This window comes from Pseudomonas sp. SJZ078, from assembly GCF_007828255.1.
Taxonomy (GTDB): domain Bacteria; phylum Pseudomonadota; class Gammaproteobacteria; order Pseudomonadales; family Pseudomonadaceae; genus Aquipseudomonas.
The window spans coordinates 67,039-86,363 of sequence record NZ_VIUG01000020.1; the positions used below are offsets into that span (position 1 = coordinate 67,039).

The 19,325-nt window shown below is 60.5% G+C and carries 18 protein-coding genes; 12 read left to right on the forward strand and 6 right to left on the reverse strand.

Features of this window, described 5'->3' with window-relative positions; all coding sequences use genetic code 11:
* Positions 1-2: 2 nt before the first annotated feature.
* Genes FBY02_RS18120 through aroC form a run of 3 tightly spaced genes read right to left on the reverse strand, consistent with a single transcriptional unit; the run spans position 3 to position 2,891 of the window.
* Complete coding sequence (locus tag FBY02_RS18120; RefSeq protein WP_144929617.1) at positions 3-623, reverse strand: methylthioribulose 1-phosphate dehydratase; 621 nt, start codon at positions 621-623, stop codon at positions 3-5.
* On the reverse strand, positions 620-1,765 hold the full coding sequence (locus tag FBY02_RS18125; protein ID WP_144929618.1) for an MFS transporter: 1,146 nt from the start codon (positions 1,763-1,765) through the stop codon (positions 620-622). The genes FBY02_RS18120 and FBY02_RS18125 overlap by 4 nt, the downstream gene beginning before the upstream one ends.
* Before the next feature lie 34 nt (positions 1,766-1,799).
* Positions 1,800-2,891 (reverse strand): chorismate synthase, encoded by a 1,092-nt coding sequence (aroC, locus tag FBY02_RS18130; protein ID WP_144929619.1) that lies wholly within the window; start codon positions 2,889-2,891, stop codon positions 1,800-1,802.
* 142 nt (positions 2,892-3,033) lie between these two features.
* Between aroC and FBY02_RS18135 the strand changes: the two genes are divergently transcribed.
* A complete protein-coding gene (locus tag FBY02_RS18135) occupies positions 3,034-3,999 on the forward strand; it encodes an alpha/beta hydrolase (RefSeq protein WP_144929658.1) in 966 nt (321 codons plus the stop codon).
* A gap of 99 nt (positions 4,000-4,098) precedes the next feature.
* Positions 4,099-4,887 carry a hypothetical protein gene (locus tag FBY02_RS18140; RefSeq protein WP_144929620.1) on the forward strand — a complete coding sequence of 263 codons (789 nt, stop codon included), beginning with the start codon at positions 4,099-4,101 and terminating at the stop codon, positions 4,885-4,887.
* A gap of 98 nt (positions 4,888-4,985) precedes the next feature.
* Here FBY02_RS18140 and prmB read toward each other — a convergent pair whose 3' ends face one another.
* Positions 4,986-5,894, reverse strand: a complete 909-nt coding sequence (gene prmB, locus FBY02_RS18145) for a 50S ribosomal protein L3 N(5)-glutamine methyltransferase (RefSeq protein WP_144929621.1) — start codon at positions 5,892-5,894, stop codon at positions 4,986-4,988.
* Positions 5,895-6,147: 253 nt separating this feature from the next.
* Here prmB and FBY02_RS18150 point away from each other — a divergent pair, with 253 nt between their 5' ends.
* The 5 genes from FBY02_RS18150 to FBY02_RS18170 all read left to right on the forward strand — a co-directional run bounded on the left by FBY02_RS18150 (position 6,148) and on the right by FBY02_RS18170 (position 8,910).
* Positions 6,148-6,738: a cysteine hydrolase family protein gene (locus FBY02_RS18150; RefSeq protein ID WP_144929622.1), complete on the forward strand. Its 591-nt coding sequence runs from the start codon at positions 6,148-6,150 to the stop codon at positions 6,736-6,738.
* A gap of 121 nt (positions 6,739-6,859) precedes the next feature.
* Entirely contained in the window at positions 6,860-7,180 is a 321-nt protein-coding gene (locus tag FBY02_RS18155) for a hypothetical protein (RefSeq protein ID WP_139648980.1), read from the forward strand.
* A gap of 74 nt (positions 7,181-7,254) precedes the next feature.
* Positions 7,255-7,812 (forward strand): Smr/MutS family protein, encoded by a 558-nt coding sequence (locus tag FBY02_RS18160; protein ID WP_144929623.1) that lies wholly within the window; start codon positions 7,255-7,257, stop codon positions 7,810-7,812.
* A gap of 77 nt (positions 7,813-7,889) precedes the next feature.
* On the forward strand, positions 7,890-8,435 hold the full coding sequence (gene folE / locus FBY02_RS18165; RefSeq protein WP_003204506.1) for a GTP cyclohydrolase I FolE: 546 nt from the start codon (positions 7,890-7,892) through the stop codon (positions 8,433-8,435).
* A gap of 103 nt (positions 8,436-8,538) precedes the next feature.
* The gene (locus tag FBY02_RS18170) at positions 8,539-8,910 is read left to right on the forward strand and encodes a glutathione S-transferase N-terminal domain-containing protein (RefSeq protein ID WP_144929624.1); all 372 of its coding nucleotides are present in this window, start codon (positions 8,539-8,541) and stop codon (positions 8,908-8,910) included.
* A gap of 149 nt (positions 8,911-9,059) precedes the next feature.
* On the opposite strand, the gene FBY02_RS18175 is transcribed toward FBY02_RS18170, so the two are convergent.
* On the reverse strand, positions 9,060-10,226 hold the full coding sequence (locus FBY02_RS18175; protein ID WP_144929625.1) for a PLP-dependent aminotransferase family protein: 1,167 nt from the start codon (positions 10,224-10,226) through the stop codon (positions 9,060-9,062).
* Positions 10,227-10,308: 82 nt separating this feature from the next.
* Between FBY02_RS18175 and FBY02_RS18180 the strand changes: the two genes are divergently transcribed.
* The 5 genes from FBY02_RS18180 (at position 10,309) to FBY02_RS18200 (ending at position 18,598) form a co-directional block, all read left to right on the forward strand.
* The gene (locus FBY02_RS18180; RefSeq protein ID WP_144929626.1) at positions 10,309-10,740 is read left to right on the forward strand and encodes a MarR family winged helix-turn-helix transcriptional regulator; all 432 of its coding nucleotides are present in this window, start codon (positions 10,309-10,311) and stop codon (positions 10,738-10,740) included.
* 252 nt (positions 10,741-10,992) lie between these two features.
* Positions 10,993-12,342 (forward strand): NCS2 family permease, encoded by a 1,350-nt coding sequence (locus FBY02_RS18185; protein WP_144929627.1) that lies wholly within the window; start codon positions 10,993-10,995, stop codon positions 12,340-12,342.
* 62 nt (positions 12,343-12,404) lie between these two features.
* Positions 12,405-13,034 carry a LysE family translocator gene (locus tag FBY02_RS18190; protein ID WP_144929628.1) on the forward strand — a complete coding sequence of 210 codons (630 nt, stop codon included), beginning with the start codon at positions 12,405-12,407 and terminating at the stop codon, positions 13,032-13,034.
* Positions 13,035-13,130: 96 nt separating this feature from the next.
* Complete coding sequence (locus FBY02_RS18195) at positions 13,131-16,856, forward strand: calcium-binding protein (RefSeq protein ID WP_178115370.1); 3,726 nt, start codon at positions 13,131-13,133, stop codon at positions 16,854-16,856.
* A gap of 251 nt (positions 16,857-17,107) precedes the next feature.
* Positions 17,108-18,598 (forward strand): hypothetical protein, encoded by a 1,491-nt coding sequence (locus FBY02_RS18200; protein ID WP_144929629.1) that lies wholly within the window; start codon positions 17,108-17,110, stop codon positions 18,596-18,598.
* Between the two features lie 95 nt (positions 18,599-18,693).
* Here the strand turns inward: FBY02_RS18200 and uraH are convergent, their stop codons facing one another.
* Positions 18,694-19,047 carry a hydroxyisourate hydrolase gene (uraH, locus tag FBY02_RS18205; protein ID WP_144929630.1) on the reverse strand — a complete coding sequence of 118 codons (354 nt, stop codon included), beginning with the start codon at positions 19,045-19,047 and terminating at the stop codon, positions 18,694-18,696.
* Positions 19,048-19,325: the final 278 nt, after the last annotated feature.

Genomic DNA, 19,325 nt, shown 5'->3' on the forward strand with positions numbered 1-19,325 from the left:
AATTAACGGTTCAGGAGTGCGCGGGTTTTCAGCTCGCACTCGAACAGGAATTCGAACGCCTCGATCTGGCGCAACGCATCACTCATGCGTGTCCCCCAGGTATACAGGCCGTGGCCACGGATCAGGTAGCCCACGCAATCGGAATGTTCGTCGAGCCACGGCTGCACTTTGGCGGCCAGGCGGGCGATGTCCTGGTCGTTGTCGAAAATAGGCACGCGCACCCGGGACTCGTGGGTCGACACGCCGCTGAAGGCTTTCTGCAGTTCATAGTCTTCGAAAACGATGAACGCTTCAGCCGTCAGGCGCGACAGCACCGTGGCGTTCACCGAATGAGTATGCAGCACCGCGCCGATCTCCGGGCGCCAGCGGTAGAGCTGGGTGTGCAACAGGGTTTCGGCGGAGGGTTTCTTGCCCGGTTCCAGGCTGTTGCCGTCCAGGTCAGTGGCCAGCACATCGTCAACGCCCAACTGCCCCTTGTGCTTGCCAGACACCGTAAGCAAGGCCTGGTCAGGGGCAAGACGGGCGGAGTAATTGCTGCTGGTGGCCGGGGACCAACCGCGGCCATACAGAAAACGCCCGGCGTCGATGATTTCCCGGGCAAGCTGTTCACGGGTAAGGCTCATGGCCTGTCCTCTTGCATACGTGTGGCAATGATAACGGCTGCAGCGAAGGCTGCGACGCTGGCGATACTGAAAGTCCAGGTGGCGCCCAAGGCGTTCCAGCTATAGCCGGAATACAACGCGCCCAATGCCCCGCCCGTACCGGCCAGCGCGGCATACAGCGCCTGGCCCTGGCCTTGTTGGCGGGAGCCGAAACTACGTTGCACGAAATGGATGGCAGCGGCGTGAAAGCTGCCGAAGGTCGCCGCATGCAGCACCTGGGCAAACAACAGCACCCAGAGAAATTCGGCCAATGAGCCCAGCAGCAACCAGCGCAAAGCCGCCAGCAGGAAACTCGCCAGCAGCACCCGCCGCACGGAAAACCGCGCCAGGATCCGGCTCATCACCAGGAACACCAGCACCTCGGCCACCACGCCCACGGCCCAGAGCACGCCGATCACCCCACGGCTGTAACCCAGCCGCTCAAGGTGCAGCGTCAGGAAGGTGTAATACGGCCCATGGCTCATCTGCATCAGACCGACGCACGCGTAGAAGGCCAGCACACCGGGGTTGCGCAGCTGGCGCAGGAATCCGTCGCCCACCACCCGTGGCCCCTGCACCGGTTGGGCATTGGGCACCCAGAAGCTGGCGAACACGATGCCGCCCATGATCAACACCAGCGCCAGCGGGTAGATGTCCAGGCTCAGCCATTCGAACAACCGGCCCAGCAGGACCACGGCGATGATGAACCCGATGGAGCCCCACAGGCGGATCTGGCTGTAGCGCGAGGCCTGCGCGCTCAGGTGGGCCAGGGTGATGACTTCGAACTGTGGCAGCACCGCATGCCAGAAGAACGCGTGCAAGGCCATGACCATCGCCAGCCAGGCGTAGCTCTTGTCGATGAAAATCAGGGAAAAGGTCAGCAATGTACAGACCGCGCCAAACCGCACGATTGCCAGGCGCTGGCCGGTGTAGTCCCCCAGCCAGCCCCAGATGTTCGGCGCCACGCAGCGCATCAACATGGGAATCGCCACCAGCTCGCCGATGCGCGCCGCGTTGAATCCCAGGTGATCGAAATACAGCGCCAGGAACGGCGCCGTCGAACCGAGCAGGGCGAAATAGAACAGATAGAAACTGGAAAGCCGCCAGTACGGCAGTGCCGCCATGGTCGTCAGGCCACGGCGGTCGGCAGGTCAGCCATCAAAGCTGACCCAACACCGGGGTGCTGACCCGTACATCGGCGTTCTGGCCGCGATGGCGCAGCAGGTGATCCATCAACACGATCGCCATCATCGCCTCGGCGATCGGCGTGGCACGGATACCGACGCACGGGTCGTGGCGGCCCTTGGTGATGACATCGACCGGGTTGCCGTGGATGTCGATGGAGCGGCCCGGCGTGGTGATACTGGACGTTGGCTTCAATGCCAAGTGCGCCACGATCGGCTGGCCCGAGGAAATGCCGCCGAGAATGCCGCCAGCGTTGTTGCTGAGGAAGCCCTGCGGGGTCAGTTCGTCGCGGTGCTCGGTGCCACGCTGGGCGACGCAGGCGAAACCGGCACCGATTTCCACGCCTTTCACCGCGTTGATGCTCATCAGCGCGTGGGCCAGTTCGGCGTCGAGGCGGTCGAAGATCGGCTCGCCAAGGCCGGGCATCACCCCTTCGGCCACCACGGTGATCTTCGCACCGACCGAATCCTGGTCCCGGCGCAGTTGGTCCATGTAGGCCTCAAGCTCTGGCACTTTTTCCGGGTCGGGGCAGAAAAAGGCGTTCTGCTCCACTGAATCCCAGGTCTTGAACGGAATTTCGATAGGGCCCAACTGGCTCATGTAGCCACGGATCACGATGCCCTGGCTGGCCAGGTATTTCTTGGCAATCGCCCCGGCCGCCACGCGCATCGCGGTTTCCCGGGCCGAACTGCGGCCGCCGCCACGGTAGTCGCGCTCACCGTACTTGTGGTGGTAGGTGTAGTCGGCGTGGGCCGGACGGAACAGGTCCTTGATGGCCGAGTAGTCTTTGGACTTCTGGTCGGTGTTGCGGATCAGCAGGCCGATGGCGCAACCGGTGGTGCGGCCTTCGAACACGCCGGACAGAATCTCGACTTCATCGGCTTCCTGGCGCTGGGTGGTGTGGCGGCTGGTACCGGGCTTGCGGCGATCCAGGTCACGTTGCAGATCCTCCAGGGCAATCTCCAGGCCCGGCGGGCAGCCGTCGACAATGGCGACCAACGCCGGGCCATGGCTTTCGCCCGCGGTGGTGACAGTGAACAGCTTGCCGTAGGTATTGCCGGACATGCAGGGTGCTCCGTGAAATCGCTGAGAAACTCAATCTGGGATTCTTGATCGGCGCCAGTATACGCAGGCTGACTGCGTAGTTCATCCTCGAACCTTATCGGTGGCCGTCAGTCCAACCGGCACCTTCGCAACCAGTGGCGTGATGATGCTAAACCTGCGTGTCCTGAGCCTTACCCTGTTCATCGGTCTGTTTTCCAGCCTGGCCCAGGCGACGGTCCTGTTAAGACCGATCAGCCTCGACACCGGCCATGGGGAACTCTTCGGTTCACTGTTGCTGCCTAAATCCGACACGCCGGTGCCGGTTGTCCTGATCATTTCCGGGTCTGGGCCTACGGACCGCGACGGCAATAACCCCGAGGGTGGGCGCAACGACAGTCTCAAGCGCCTGGCCTGGGTCCTGGCCAAGCACAACATTGCCAGCGTGCGCTATGACAAGCGCGGCGTGGCCGCCAGCCTGGCCGCGACACCGGACGAACGCGACCTGAGCGTCGAGGCCTATGTCGCCGACGCCGTCGCCTGGAGCCGCAAGCTGGCCGCCGACCCACGGCTGGGCCCATTGATCCTGCTGGGCCACAGCGAAGGCGCATTGATCGCCAGCCTCGCCGCGCCCCAGGCCAATGCGGCAGCGGTCATCTCGGTGGCCGGTAGTGCCCGCCCCATCGACCAGGTGCTGCGCCAGCAATTGGGCAGCCGCCTGCCACCGCCGCTGATGTTGCGCAGCAATGAACTGCTGGACAGCCTCAAGGCCGGTCGCGTCGATGCGAACGTGCCGGCGCAGTTGCAGTTCATTTTCCGCCCCAGCGTGCAGCCGTACCTGATCTCGCTGTTCCGCCAGGATCCGTCCCAAGCGTTCGCGGCGCTGAAAGTGCCGGCCTTGATCATCCAGGGCAGTCATGACATCCAGGTCAGCGTCGATGACGCCCGGCAATTGAAGGCGGCCAAACCCGACGCCGAACTGGCGCTGATCGGGGGCATGAACCACGTGTTGCGTATCGTGCCCAACGACGAGAAACAGCAACTGGCATCTTATAAAAGCCCCGACCTGCCCCTGGCGGCGGCGCTCGGCACTCATATCCTGACCTTTATTGACTCGATAGCGGCCCGTTAAACGCTTTTAGCCCTCCAGTCCTGGAAAAAACGGCCGATAGACCGGTGTCGGACAGCGCATTGGCTGCCGACGAGCCGGCCAGGACAGGATTTCGCCGTTATGACTGAGACTGAAACTTCACCCGACACCACCGCCGAAACGCCCGCCACACCGGCGGCGGAGCTGCCATGGGCGGACGTGCAAGCCGAGCACCACAAGATGCTCCGGCTGGCCCCGCTCAAGACGGACCGTGCCACGGGCGCGCGGCCGCTGCGGTTTGTCGAATTCAGCTACGCCGAGCGCCACAGCAAGGAACGCAGCTTGTTGCGCATGAGCATCCAGTTGCCGGGCCAGCGCGTGCGCAAGGAACAGAACCACCTGGATGTCTGGGCCGATCACGTCGAAAAGCGCCTGCATTTTTCCCCGGACAGCCTGCAGACGGAGCCGATGAACCGCGGCATCGGCCGCTTCCTCGCGGCCCAGGCCATTACGTGGGCCAAGAAGCGCTGGTCCAGCTACCGGGTCGACGGCACCGACTTGAACAACAAGGACGCGCTGAACGAAGACACCCGACTGCGCCGCGACCGATTCCTGCAAGCCCATGGCTTCGAGGTGGTGTATGCCGACGCCCAGCACCTCAAGGGCAGCGTCAAGGATGCCCAGGTCGGTGACCTGAAAGGTGACTGGAATACCGAAAAGCTGCAGTTCGTGGAAATCCTCGAAGCCGCGCAAATGCTGCAACAGGCCGAGCAGAACCTGGCGGAACAGGAGGTCAAGCTCAAGCAGCAGGAGGAGAAGGTCAACAAGTTCAAGCGCGAAGACACCGGCCTGCGTTTCACCATCACCTGCCTTGTGGCGTTCGCCATGTTCCAGGCGGGTTTGCTGATCTGGATTGCGACGCGGCATTAAGACGGCGCACTGGGTGATCCTGTGGGAGCGAGCCTGCTCGCTCCCACAGGTATTGTGTTCCGCCAGTAGGCTTTGGGATAAATCCCAAAAGCTGTGGATCAAACCCGCGAAGCAAACAGCCCCTGATGCTGGCGGCACTGCTCCGCGCTGAGCATGAACACGCCATGCCCACCGCGTTCGAAATCCAGCCAGGCGAAATCGACTTCGGGGTACAACGCCTCGACATGCACCTGGCTGTTGCCCACCTCGACAATCAGCAACCCCTTCTCGGTCAGATGATCAGCCGCCTCGGCCAGCATCCGGCGAACCAGGTTCAAGCCGTCATCGCCACAGGCCAGACCCAGCTCCGGCTCATGCTGGTATTCCTGGGGCATGTCGGCGAAATCTTCCGCATCGACGTAGGGCGGGTTCGACACGATCATGTCAAAACGCTGCCCCGGCAGACCGTCGAAACCATCGCCCTGGACAGTGAATACCCGCTCATCGACGCCATGGCGCTCGATGTTCTGGTTGGCCACTTCCAGCGCCTCGAACGACAGGTCGGCCAGCACCACTTCGGCCTCAGGAAACTCATAGGCACAAGCGATACCGATGCAGCCGGAACCGGTGCACAGGTCGAGGACTCGCGCAGGGGCCTGGGCCAGCCAGGGTTCGAAGCGTTTTTCGATCAGTTCACCGATGGGCGAGCGCGGAATGAGCACGCGTTCGTCGACAATGAATGACATCCCACAGAACCAGGCCTCGCCCAACAGGTAGGCCGCAGGGATCCGCTCCGCGATACGTCGCTGCAACAGGCGCTGCACATGGACCAATTCGTCGTCTTCCAAGCTGCAATCCAGGTAGCTGTCGGCGATTTCCCACGGAAGGTGCAGCGCGCCCAACACCAACTGGCGGGCTTCATCCCACGCATTGTCGGTGCCATGGCCGAAAAACAGATCCTCCCCATGGAAACGGCTGACGGCCCAACGGATATGGTCGCGCAGGGTACGAAGACGGGAAGTGATCACGGCGGCAAACTCCAGAAAAAACGACTGGCGAGTCTAACAGCCAAACGCGCCGCCACCCAAACGTGCCTCAAGGACGACTGAAAACGCCAGAGCACTCGTAGGAACCTTCCGTTTTTTGCACTCACCATTGAACAAGACAGCCATCTTGACAAGGCTGTAGGCCAGCAACGACGGCGCTTGCGATGGAAGCGATTCACAGAACCGCTCAGCCAGAGGACAATGTCGCAAAAGCCCCACCCGAAGGAGCCCCAGAATGTCCGTTCCAAAAACGATGTTTCAACTCAGCGGTCGTGGTTACGCAGCGGCCAACCTGAGTCAAGCGACCCTGATCATCATCGATGCCCAGAAAGAATACCTCGCCGGCCCCCTGGCCCTGAGCGGCATGGATGCAGCGGTTGCGAACATCAGGCAATTGCTCGGCGCGGCCCGTGCCGCCGGCCGGCCGATCGTCCACGTGCGCCACCTGGGCACCCATGGCGGGCTGTTCGATCCACAGGGTGAGCGCGGCGAATTCATTCCAGGCCTCGAACCCCAGGGTGACGAAACCATTATCGGCAAGCTGCTGCCCAGCGCCTTCCATGGCACCGAATTGAAAAAGCGCCTGGAAGAGTTTGGCCCCCTGGACCTGATCGTCTGCGGGTTCATGAGCCATTCCAGCGTCAGCACTACCGTTCGCGCCGCCAAGAACCTGGGCTTTCGCTGCACCCTGGTTGAAGACGCCTGCGCCACCCGCGACTTGCCCCACAAGGGCGGCGTCCTGAGCGCCGAACACGTGCATCAGACCGAAATGGCGATCATGGCGGATAACTTCGCCACCCTGGCCCTGACCCACGATTTGATCTGATTGCCCTCGATGAGCGGCCGCGTCCGCCGCTCATCCGCAAAAGACTCTCATTAGCTCTAGCCTCAGGAACAACCCGAACATCTTCCGGTCGAAGGGCCGATACCCACTGAGGAAGATCGGAATGAAGTTATCCGATGGTTTTGACGCACGTCGCTTGCGGCCCAAAGGCCCGAGCAACTGGCGGTTTCGTTTTGGCGCGGCCATCGCGGCGCTTCTGGCAACACTCGGCGTCCTGTTGGCCATGGCCGGTGCCGCCAGCCTGTTGGGCCGCCCGCCCGCGCTGGGCGACTTGAATGCCACCCCGCTTGGTTCGGCGATCATTCTGGCCGTGGGTCTCCTGGTCCTGTGGCTGGGTGTCTGGTTCTGGCGCCGCTGCCGCCGTCGCGCCCGCCAGTCCCTGGAACTGGCCATGGCTCCGCACCTGATGAAAAAGCACGACTGACCCGCCATCCGACGTTTTGTCGCGCCCGATCCCGCCGGACTTCGGTAAACTGATCGGCCTTCGCGGAGGCTGACATGCAAGACGACGATTTTTCCCTGTTCAAAAGTGCGATCCAGGGCGTTAAACCGATCAAACACGATCGCGCCGACACCGGCAAACCCAAAGCCGACCGCGCACAGATCGCCAAGCTGCGCCAGGCCGCCACCGTGCGCGCCGATGCCACGGCCGTGGACGGATTGTCCGATCAGTTCGTGATCGACGTAGGTCCCGAAGACGAGTTGATGTGGGCCCGGGACGGCGTCCAGGAAAGCCAGATGCGCAAGCTGAAGGTCGGCCAGATTCCCTTCGAAGGCAGCCTCGACCTGCACGGCATGAGCGTCGAAAAAGCCCGGGAAACCCTCTGGGCCTTCCTCGCCGAAGCCACGAAGTTCGAGATCCGCTGCGTGCGCGTCACCCACGGCAAGGCCGTGCGACTGGATGGTAAGCGGCCGATGATCAAGAGCCACGTCAACACCTGGCTGCGCCAGCATCCACAAGTGCTGGGTTTCACCTCCTGCCAGGCGAAACACGGTGGCGCCGGGGCGGTGTACGTGATGCTCAAGCGCACCATGATGGAAGGCCGCGACGAGTAGCCCTCGATTGCCGAGCTTGCAGCGCCGTGTCCGCCACCGTACCCTTGCCCTTTGCGTAAAATCCCACAGGTAGTTTCATGTCTCTGGAACAGAATTACACCGCGATTCTCGGCCAACTGGGCGAGGACGTTTCCCGCGAGGGTCTGCTCGACACGCCCAAGCGCGCTGCCAAGGCCATGCAGTACCTCTGCCGTGGTTACGAACAGACCCTCGAAGAAGTCACCAACGGTGCCTTGTTCAGCTCCGACAACAGCGAAATGGTGCTGGTCAAGGACATCGAGTTGTACTCGTTGTGCGAGCATCACCTGCTGCCGTTCATCGGCAAGGCCCATGTGGCCTACATCCCGAGCGGCAAGGTGCTGGGGCTGTCGAAAGTAGCGCGGATCGTCGACATGTATGCGCGTCGCCTGCAGATCCAGGAAAACCTCAGCCGCCAGATCGCCGACGCGGTCCAGCAGGTCACCGGCGCTCTGGGCGTGGCGGTGGTGATCGAGGCCAAGCACATGTGCATGATGATGCGCGGTGTGGAAAAGCAGAACTCTTCGATGATCACCTCGGTGATGCTCGGTGAGTTCCGTGAAAACGCCGCGACCCGCAGCGAGTTCCTCAGCCTCATCAAGTAAGCTGTCGTTCGAGAAAAACCGGCATCGATCGCCGGTTTTTTTTCGCCCGTGAAAAATCAGGTAAGCTGCGCGCCCTCTTCTTCCCTGCCGCGAGGCTTATACCGTGATCGTCAAAGCGCTTCGAGTTGGTTTGGGCCAACTGATCATCTTCATCGACTTCATCACCCGTCCTGGCAAGAAACAACGCCCGGCCGATGCCCAGGCGCAGGTCGACCAGGCCGCCCGCAGCCTGACGCTGTATCAATTCCACGCGTGCCCGTTCTGCGTGAAAACCCGCCGTACCCTGCGCCGCCTCAACGTGCCGGTGGCCCTGCGCGATGCGAAGAACAACGAACAGGATCGCCAGACACTGCTGGAGCAAGGCGGCAAGATCAAGGTGCCGTGCCTGCGTATCGAAGAGAATGGGCAGACCACCTGGATGTATGAATCCAAAGTGATCATTGATTACCTGGACAAGCGGTTTTCGGCAGCCTGATAGATGAGTGGTGTGTTCAGGGCCTCTTCGCGAGCAAGCCCGCTCCCACAGGGATCGTCGTTGAATACACATTCGTGTTCACCCTGTCCACTGTGGGAGCGGGCTTGCTCGCGAAGGGGCCAGCAAAACCACTGTAAGATTTCCTGATATCAGGCAGCTTGCGCAGCCATAGCCGCCCGCACCACCCCCGCCAACCGCTTGAGCCCTTCATCCATCCGCGCCGGGTCGATGTGGCTGAAGTTCAAGCGCAAGTGCCCCGGATGCTGATCCGGCTCAGGGAAAAACGGCTCTCCCGGCATGAACGCCACATCCGCCGCCAGCGCAGCAGCGAGCAACGTGCGGGTGTCCAGCGGTTGCTTGAGGGTCAGCCAGAAAAACAGCCCGCCCTGGGGCATGTTCCAGTCCGCGATGTCGGAAAAATGCGTGTGCAATGCAGCCTGGAACCGGTCACGACGATCCCGGTAGAAATCCCTCAACTCGCCGAGATGGCTGCGGTACTTCTCGCTGCCGATCCATTGCAGTGCCTGCCATTGGCCGATGCGATTGGTGTGCAGATCCGCCGATTGCTTGAGCCGCAGCAGGTGCGGGAACAGGTCCGGGCTGGCAATCAGGTAACCCACCCGCAGCCCCGGCAACAGGGTTTTCGAAACGGTGCCGGTGTAGATCCAACTGGCTTTCTTCAAGCGGCTGACAATCGGCGTGGCGCTGCCGCCGTCGAAGGTCAGTTCGCGGTAGGGTTCGTCTTCGATCAGGGTCACGTCGAATTCATCCAGCAAGGCCGCCACCGCGTCGCGCTTGGCCTCGCTGTAGCGTACTGCCGAAGGGTTCTGGAACGTGGGGATCAGGTAGATGAACGCCGGTCGATGCTGTTCCAGGCGTGCCCGCAACTGTCTCAGGTCCGGCCCATCGGCCTGCAAGGGAACGGTGATGCAGTCGGCGCCGAACAGCTGGAAAATCTGCAGCGCCGCCAGGTAGGTCGGCGCTTCCAACATGATCTCGGTACCGACGTCGATGTGCAGCTTCGCCGCCAGGTCGAGGGTCTGCTGCGAGCCGCTGACCACCAGCACCTGACTTGCCTCGCAAGCCAGGCCCAACGCCCGTGCCTGCGCCGCCAGGGCTTCGCGCAGGGCCGGCTCCCCTTCGCTCATGCCGTATTGGCCCATGGTCAGGGGCATAGCGTCCCACTCCACTTTCGGCAGCATGGCTTCGGCGGGCAGACCGCCAGCGAACGACATCACCTCAGGGCGTTGGGCCGCCGCGAGGATTTCTCGAATCAAAGAACTTTTGAGGCGCGAGACACGTTCGGAAAAAGCCATGGGGACCACCTGTAGCGAGGCATTGGGGAAATGAGTCAAACTTGTTGACTGAAATTACTCCGACCTCTCTGGATACGTCAATATGATTGACCTTAAAAACCCGACTTCCCAGCAAATGGCCATGGAAGCGTTTTTCTTCGGCTACCAGGCGTTCACCGCCAAAGCCGATGAAATGCTCGAGCGTCGTGGGTTGAGCCGGGTGCATCAGCGCATCGTTTTCTTCGTTGCCCGGTATCCGTCCCTCAGCGTGAAAGAATTGCTGGCCCTGCTGGGGGTCACCAAGCAGGCCCTGAACATGCCGTTGCGGCAGTTGATGGAAATGCATCTGGTCAACAGCGTCGCCTCCGAGACCGACAAACGTAAGCGGCTGCTGGCGTTGACGGAGGAAGGCGCGCGGTTCGAACAGGCGTTGCGGCGCGAGCAGGTGAAGTTGCTGGAACGGGTGTTTGCCGAGGCGGGGGAGGAAGCGGTGAATGGCTGGTTGGCGGTGAACCTGGGGTTGGGGAAGGCTTAGCTCAGGTATTGCCTGGGCCTGCTCGCGATAGCGTCCTACCAGGCGATATATCTCTATCGCCGGACATTTCGCCCACAAACCATAAAACATTATTTGCTTTATTTGTATACAAAAGCATAATCCGCTTCGTGCGAGTTTCTGACCAAAAGGTCAACTACTTCGCCAGCCTTACCTGCCTCAAGGCGCGCAAGCCTCCCCCCGCAAGGCCTGCAACGCCGGAAATAACAATAAAACTGTTGAGGAGTACTCGCTGTGGAAAGCCGCAAACCCGAAGCCCGGACGCTGGACCTCTCGCCGCCACTACGAAGTGGCTGGCTGGAACGCATCTTCAAACTCAGCGTGCATGGCACCACGGTGAAGACCGAGCTGATCGCCGGCCTGACGACCTTCATCACCATGGCCTACATCATTTTCGTCAACCCCAACATCATGGCCGATGCCGGTATCGACCACGGCGCGGCGTTCGTCGCCACCTGCATCGCCGCCGCCCTCGGTTGCCTGTTGATGGGCCTGTATGCCAACTGGCCGGTGGGCCTGGCACCGGGCATGGGCCTGAATGCCTTTTTCACCTACACCGTGGTCGGCACCATGGGCTATAACTGGGAAACCGCGTTGGGCGCGGTGTTCATTTCCGGCGTGCTGTTCATGATCCTGACCCTGTCACGGGTCCGTGAGTGGCTGCTCAACAGCATTCCGGTGAGCCTGCGGTTCGCCATGGGCGCGGGGGTCGGGTTGTTCCTCGGACTGATCGGCCTGAAGACCGCCGGGATCATCGTCGACAGCCCCGCCACCCTGATCAGGCTCGGCTCGTTGCGTGAACCCGGCCCGCTGCTCGCCGCCGTGTGCTTTCTGATGATTGCCGTGCTCAGTTATCACCGGGTATTCGGTGCGATCCTGATCAGCATCATCGCTGTGACCCTGGCCGGCTGGGGCCTGGGCCTGGTGCAATACAACGGTGTGATGTCGACGCCACCGAGCCTGGCGCCGACCTGGATGGCGATGGATGTGGCCGGGGTGTTCAACGTCAGCATGATCAGCGTGGTGCTGGCTTTCCTGTTCGTGCATATGTTCGACACCGCCGGCACCTTGATGGGCGTGGCTCAGCGTGCCGGGCTGGTGAAGGCCGATGGCCGGATCGAGAACCTCTCCCGCGCCCTGAAGGCCGACAGCGCTTCCAGCGTGTTCGGCGCCATGGTCGGTGTGCCGCCGGTGACCAGCTACGTGGAAAGCGCTGCCGGTGTCGCGGCAGGTGGCCGCACGGGGCTTACCGCAGTGACCGTCGGCGTGCTATTTATTGCCGCTATGTTCTTCGCGCCGCTGGCCGGGATGATCCCCGCCTACGCCACCGCCGGTGCCTTGATCTACGTCGCCATGCTGATGATGGGCGGTATGGCCCATATCGAATGGGACGAGCCGACCGACAGCATTCCGGCCATCGTCACGGCGATCATGATGCCCCTGACCTTTTCGGTCGCCGACGGTATCGCACTGGGTTTCATCACCTACGTGGTACTCAAGGCTGGCACCGGTAAACGCAAGGAAATTTCCGTCAGCCTGTGGGTGCTCTGCGCGATCTTTATCGCCAAGTTCATCTTCTTGTAAGCGACACCGTGTCCACCCGCCTCACCCATCGGGTGAGGCTTTTGTATATCAGGAGCAAAGCAATGAATCTGGAAACCTGGCTGTTGTTCAGTGGCGCCGCACTGGTGGTGATTCTCATCCCTGGCCCCCTGTCGTTGTTGATGATCGGCAACAGCCTGAACTACGGCCTGCGTCGCTCGTACCCGGCATTCCTGGGTGGAGTGATCGCCTCGATCTGCTTGTTGAGCGCCTCGGCATTGGGGCTTGGGGCACTGCTGCTGGCCTCGGAAAAACTGTTCAGTGCCCTGAAGATCGTCGGCGCGCTGTACCTGTTCTACCTGGCCTGGCAGAGCTGGCAGCAATCGCGACAACCCTCCCAAGGCGCCGAAGTGCCCCAGGCCGCCACCGTCCCGCGCTTTCGCGCGCTGTTTGGCCGGGCATTCGTGCTAGGCGCCAGCAACCCGAAAGACATCCTGTTTTTCGCCGCGTTCCTGCCGCAGTTCCTGAGCGCCGGGCAACCTCTGCTGCCCCAACTGCTGATCATGATCGCCACCTGGACCGTCCTCGACCTGCTCTGCAAGCTGGCCTACGGCCTCGGCGCCCATGGCGCGGCGCGGTACCTGCGTACCGGTAAAGGCCAGAGCTGGTTCAATCGCATCAGTGCAGGCTTGTTTGGCGGCGCGGGCGCAGCGTCGTTATTGTCCGCCCACTGAGTGGCAAAACGAGGCAACAACCCATCGATATACACCGTCCAGGAAAACATCTTACATAGAGGGCCATTCAATCATCGTTGAACAAGGACGTTCACAATGGCCAAGGTCATTCACCCCCCCTCCGTGTTTGCCGAGCAAGGCATCGTCATTACGGATATAGGTTTGCACGCCAATGCGCGCACAACCGAAACGCTCGACTTCAAAGTTGCCAATCAATCGCAGCTCAGTTCAGAACTCAAGCAACGACAGGCGCAACTTGAAGTTGTGGATAAACTTTACGGCCCGTTCCATATCGGTTCCGTGGCGGTCACCCGTTCAGCTTTGAATGCACTCGGCGCAACAACCGACGGACAGCCCCTGAACGGCGAGAATACTTTTTTTCGCATCCCCAATCGCTTTTTCCTGAACTCACTGCAGTTCAATGCCAGTGACATCGAAACCCGTATAAGACTCACCGGCGACGCAAACGACTATCGACTGCCAACGTTGCTGTTCGAACTGGCCAGCCAGAGGTCACGCTCCGCGCAATCATTGTTGCGCAAAGAACCTGAAACCCAGACTGAGCCGGGGCGTTATCGAAACACACTTGAAAGGCTGTTGAGCGCGGCCCGACACCTCGACACCCAAGCGCTGGTGCAACGGTCATCCAGTTGGATCAACCAGGCCAAGAGCCAGGCCCTCATTCCCACGGGCCTGGGGCTGCAAGCCTTCGGAATCTACAGCGGCTTGCGGGGTCTGCAAGACGCCATCCGAGACAAGGATGCCTACCAGACGGTTTTCAACGGGGCCAGCGTGGCCGCCGAAGTGGCGTCCATCGGTGTCGAAGCACTGGTCACTCGCCAAGCCACCCAGATGATCAAGGCCGGCCAGCGTTCCCTCGGGGATTTCGCCAAAACGACCTTTGCCATCCGGCTGGCGCGTGGAAGCGGCCTGATTGCCAGCGTGCTCACACTGCCTTTCGATATCATCGCTGCGGTCGACTCGTTCAAGGCCGCCGCCGGCTCCACCGGCCGCGAGGCCACCGACCACTACGTCAACGCAGCCTTGAGCGTGACCAGTGCCGCCATGGCCGTGACCCTCGGTGTCGCGGCGCTGGCCGGGTTCACATCAGCGGGTCCCGCGGGCTTGGCCGCCGGGCTTATCCTGGTGATCGGCTCACAGATCTGGGGCGCGATCCGCCAAGTCGATGAAATCGACGATTACATACAACTCACCGTCCACGAGCGCCTTCGCACGGGCTGGTTCGCCTTCTGGACGATCAGCCCCGATGACGATATCCAGGAGCGCTACACCGTCGCCAAGGCCACCGCAGAACAGACGAAGCGACTCCAGGCCAATGCCTTGCACCTCCTCAGGGGACCATTGAAGGACAGCACTGAAGCGATCGTAAATGGCAAGTTCACCGTAGAACTCGAACGGGTCACCTACAACACCTGGAATTGGTGGACCGGGGAAGGGTATCAGGCAACCGCCGTGCGTCCCCGGCTCAAGGACAGCGATGACTGGATCGATGCACGCAGCGGCGTTACGGCCGAGACACCCGGCGCAGTCATGGGAGCGACGGCAGACCACAAAGGCATTCACTGGTCCATCGGCGGCGGCAACGATACTGTTCTGGGCGTTGAAAACAAGCCCAACGTCTTCCATTACGGAAGAGGCGTCAAGGCACTGACCGGCGGCACGAAGGATGATGTGTTCATTTTCGAGGGAGCGCCCGAGATCGTCGCCGGGAACGCGGCGCCCAGACCTAACCGCCTGGTAGGTGGAGCAGGCAATGACACGCTGATTCTAGCGGGCGGTCCCAGCGACAATCAGCAGCCACCACTGGGTTATCAGGTAGACCTGGCCGCCGGGCAAGTCAGCGTCATCACCCAAGCCGCTCATGGAACAGCGAGCGGCGCCTATCGCTCTAGCGTCCTTGAGAGCATTGAACATGTCGAACTGCTTGAGGGCGGGACGAACGTCATCAAGGGTACGGATGGTCCGAACATCATCAAATCCCGCGGTAACGATTCGATCGAGGCCGGCGCGGGTGATGACCAGATCTCCATCCTCGGGGGTAATAACCGCGAGGCCGCTGGAGGCCCTGGCGAGGACGTCTACACCATCGCTCATAAACCGGGACATGTATCGATCACCGAAGACGGCGTAGGTAACAGCGTCATCGCACTGGACTGGCGAGCGGACCTGATTGAAAGCTGGGCAATTGAAGCAGGCGACCTGGTGCTGGTTTCGGGCTTCGACTCGAACGATTGGGACGCGCGCAAGGTCACCGTCAACAACGTCTATGGCGACACTGCATACCCGCGGTCCTTACAAAACGACAAACTGACGTTCATCACAAAAGATGGTTTCCATTGGGTACCTGACCTGCCCGACAACATCGAAAACGGCAACTGGCTCGCCATCGAAGCCGTCATGGTGCAACAAGGAACGCCACGAAACCCGGCCATCCTGAATGACAAAAGCGAGCAATCGATCGCCCACGACAAAGATACGAGCTATTACGTTTCCCGTCTGATCGAACTGACCACACTCAACGTCAAACGAAAAAGTGAATTCTCCACCACACTCCATCTGGACTACGCCCACTCCGAACTGACACGGATCGAAGCCCACTACAGCGCCCATGTCATTCGGGAAGACGAATCGGACACGGTGAAGTATGGAGCGTGCGGCCTGACGCTGCACTGTGGCAATCGCCGGATCATCGTGAATAACCTGGCCAGCTCCGATGAGCGTTATACCGCTCGACAACCCGCTACGGGGCGACGTGCATTTTCCGCCCTCGGTCCGAATCATACGGTCATCCTGATTTTGAATGACGGGTCCTCCTACCGTCTGGCCCTACCGTCTCCCGACTATGGTTTGTTGCTGGACAATACGTTCATAGACAAGGATCCGGTGAAGTGGAAAACGGAAATACCACTGCCACTCACGCCGACAAAAAGGAAATACGCCTATCTTCAGCCCTTGGATAAAAAGCCCTATTACATGGGCAACCGGGCGACCTGCGCCCTGCTCACTTCAGCCGCTGTACAAACGGGTGTCGAAGTCCTGATTGGCCAAGGTTCCAGCTACCTTGTCCACCTGGGCCCGAACATGACACTACGCCTCTCCACGCCAGGCGCACTGGCCAGCGCCAATCCCCGGTTACCCCAGGCCTCCCGGTGGGAATTCGACGCCACGCAGCTCGGCCAGGTCGAGATAAAACTGGCATCCAACCTGTTGCAAATCGGCGGAACGGTCATTCATCTTCCCACTTATGAAGTGGACGACCTTGTGGACCAGATACGCGTCATCACTGCACAGGGTATCGTGTATGCGGTCGATAGCTTGTTCGAAAGCGTTTATGTAGAAGCGCTGGACGGTCGGTACTTTGCGCCCCCACTCGACCCCGATGTCACGTTGCCCGTGGAACTTTCAAAGTTGTCGTCCGAACAACTAAGAGTCTTCAACGTTGCCATCAAAGATGGCGCTCCCGGCACCCTGAGCTATCACTTCAAAACACGCAAGTGGACCCTGGATACGAATAAGTCCCGTGTCATCACGACACTGGATCTTAGAAAAACAAACTTGTGCGACCATCATCTCAAGATCTATCAGGAAGTGGCCCGGGAAGGCCTCAGCCAACATCCCCCGCTGAGCGACGAGGCCCTGCGTTCATTGCGGGAACAATGTACCAGGTTGGTAGAAGGTTTAACGCTGAGCAGGTCGTTGATGCTCGCCCAGGCGATCGCCTTGGGTCCGACGTTTGCCAGAGAGTTACCTTATATGAACTGGATACTCTCGCCGGACAAGCTCCTTTCTGACCCAACATAACCTCATGCAGGTTTTTCCTGATATTTAGTTCCAACGCAATATATATGTAGTGCACCTGTGCGGGTTTTTTCCATGAACATCTTCAAGGCGACAATCAGCCACCCGTTACAAGTCATATTCATTATTGATATTCAAGAGCCGAACATTCAATGAGTCCAAGAAAAAACACCCGACCCAATGTTTCAACTTCGTCCTCCGAGACATCCCGTACCAGTCGCGATACAACGCCGGAAAGTTCGCCCAGAAGTCCCATGAGGACGGAAGGAACGGGCCAGGCATCCGTCTCGCCGTCGGGAAGACACACCGAAGCGCCTGAATCCCAGCCCACGACCTTCCAGGTATCTGAAATTCCCCAACAGGGGGCCGCCCAAGGAGAAGCCGCCCCGGTGTCACTGGACAATTACCACCTTTCACCCGAACTGGTCCCCCTGTTATCGGCGCCAGACCCGACCTCTGGCATCCGGACGTTCAGGACACGCACATACGTCGAGCTTGAAGACGGTGCAACGGTATTGCTGGGGCGCGATGCCGAACAGAACTACCGGGCGCGATTGAGCACCGAGCTTATTGCCTCCGGACCACGCCTGGAACAAGTGGAAGACAGTCTCCTGTGGCGGCGGGCTCCCCAGCCGGTCGAGCCAGACAGCAGTGACTCCCCTCAGACCATTACACTCCACAGCCTGTCGGACGATGAACCGTCCGAAGCCAGCGCGCCCAAACGCCAGCGCACGACGTCGCCCGCACAAAGTGAAGCCGCTGTACAAAGCCCGGCGGTATTCAGACGGGATTGGGCGTTCGAGCCCACGCTGACACGGCCGCACTTCATCACTGTGAACGATGTTCACTACAAGGTGATGACCCGCATGCAAGCGCGAGATTACCCGATCACCTACATCCAGCCTCCCAGCCATCCCGCCTATGATTTCGACGTGCTGGAGGCCATCCTCAGGCATACGCCTGACGAGCAACCCAGGGCTGTCATACGCGTTCCGCCGGATAATCACTGGGAGATCGACGCCAGGCTGCCCTTCGAAAAGCCACTGACGGCTTACGTCAGGGACGTTTTCCCGGAGGTCACGACCGTCACCCTGGAGAACATCGCCAGAAAGCAATTCGAACTGGTCAACAACTCGACCTACGCTGACGCAGCGGGGCTGACCGCCCTCAGGCAGATTTTTCACAGTTGGCAACAGGGTAACCCTTCGCCGCACCCGCAATGGAGCGATCCATTGTTGATGCTTCCGACTCTTCCAACCTCTTCAGGCGTTACGAGCACCTCGCGCGCAATCGAACTGCCCTTCCCGTCCACGACGGGCACCTTGAGTCGGCTGGATTTCGACCCCATGCGATTCCGACGACAGTGGGATTTCTTCCTCTCGACCTATTCGACAGTGGACTTCAAACGCTTCATGGCCGGCCTTCTGAGCCGCAATGGCTATACGGTCATGGGGCCCAACAACTTCAACAGTTTTCCGGCATTGGTATTTCGGCGCGCAGGGCACGACTATCTGTTTTTCATGAGCCTGCACCGCACTCGGATCCCGAAGCTGTCCCTGCCCACCCACACCAACCCCAACACGACCGGCATTAACCTGGAAACCCAGGTCGGCGACGCCGCCGCGCAAGCCGTCAAGGACGCCCATGCGGCCAACAAGATCATCTGGCTCAAGGGCGGCTCCCAGATCCTGCCAGGCTACGCCGACACCGTCTTTATCATCCGGGACGACAATGCCCGGCTGTAAACGGGCAGGCGAAAAAAAGCCCGCAGTGTGAGCGGGCAAAAAAACCAAGGACGCGCCATGCGCAGGCGCTTCCAGGAGCAAGCGGCCGCCTGGGGTCAGCTGCCGCGATAGGTTGAATAAGCGTAAGGCGAAATCAGCAGGGGCACGTGATAGTGCTCCTGCTCGGCCGAGATGCCGAAGCGCAGCACCACCACATCAAGGAAGGCCGGATCGGGCAATTGCACGCCCCGGGCGCGGTAGTAATCGCCGGCATGGAATTGCAGTTGATAGACCCCCGAACGGTAGTCCTCCCCTTGCAGCAGCGGCGCATCGCAACGGCCATCGCTGTTGGTCGACGCGCTGGCGACGAGGTGCAACTGTGGGCCTTCCACGCGGTACAGCTCGATCTTGATCGAGCTGCCCGGGCAGCCGTGTGCAGCATCCAAAACGTGAGTAGTCAAACGTCCCATTGATTGTGCGCGCCTCGCTGCTGGGCAGCCCGGCCCGACGCCTCCTGAATCAGTTGAAAGACAAGCCGCACCGTTTCAGAGCATGAAACACCGCGGCGATGGACGAATTAAGACACTTTAAATAGAAATTGTACACAATAAAAAACACACACCTGCCCTGCCCTTTGCCCGCTCGCCCTTAAGCTCAGTTTCGAACCAGACCAAAGGATACACGGCTCTTCTAATGATTAATTGACCAAACCGGCAGAATTCTTGCAGTGTAGGACCATTCAGGGGGG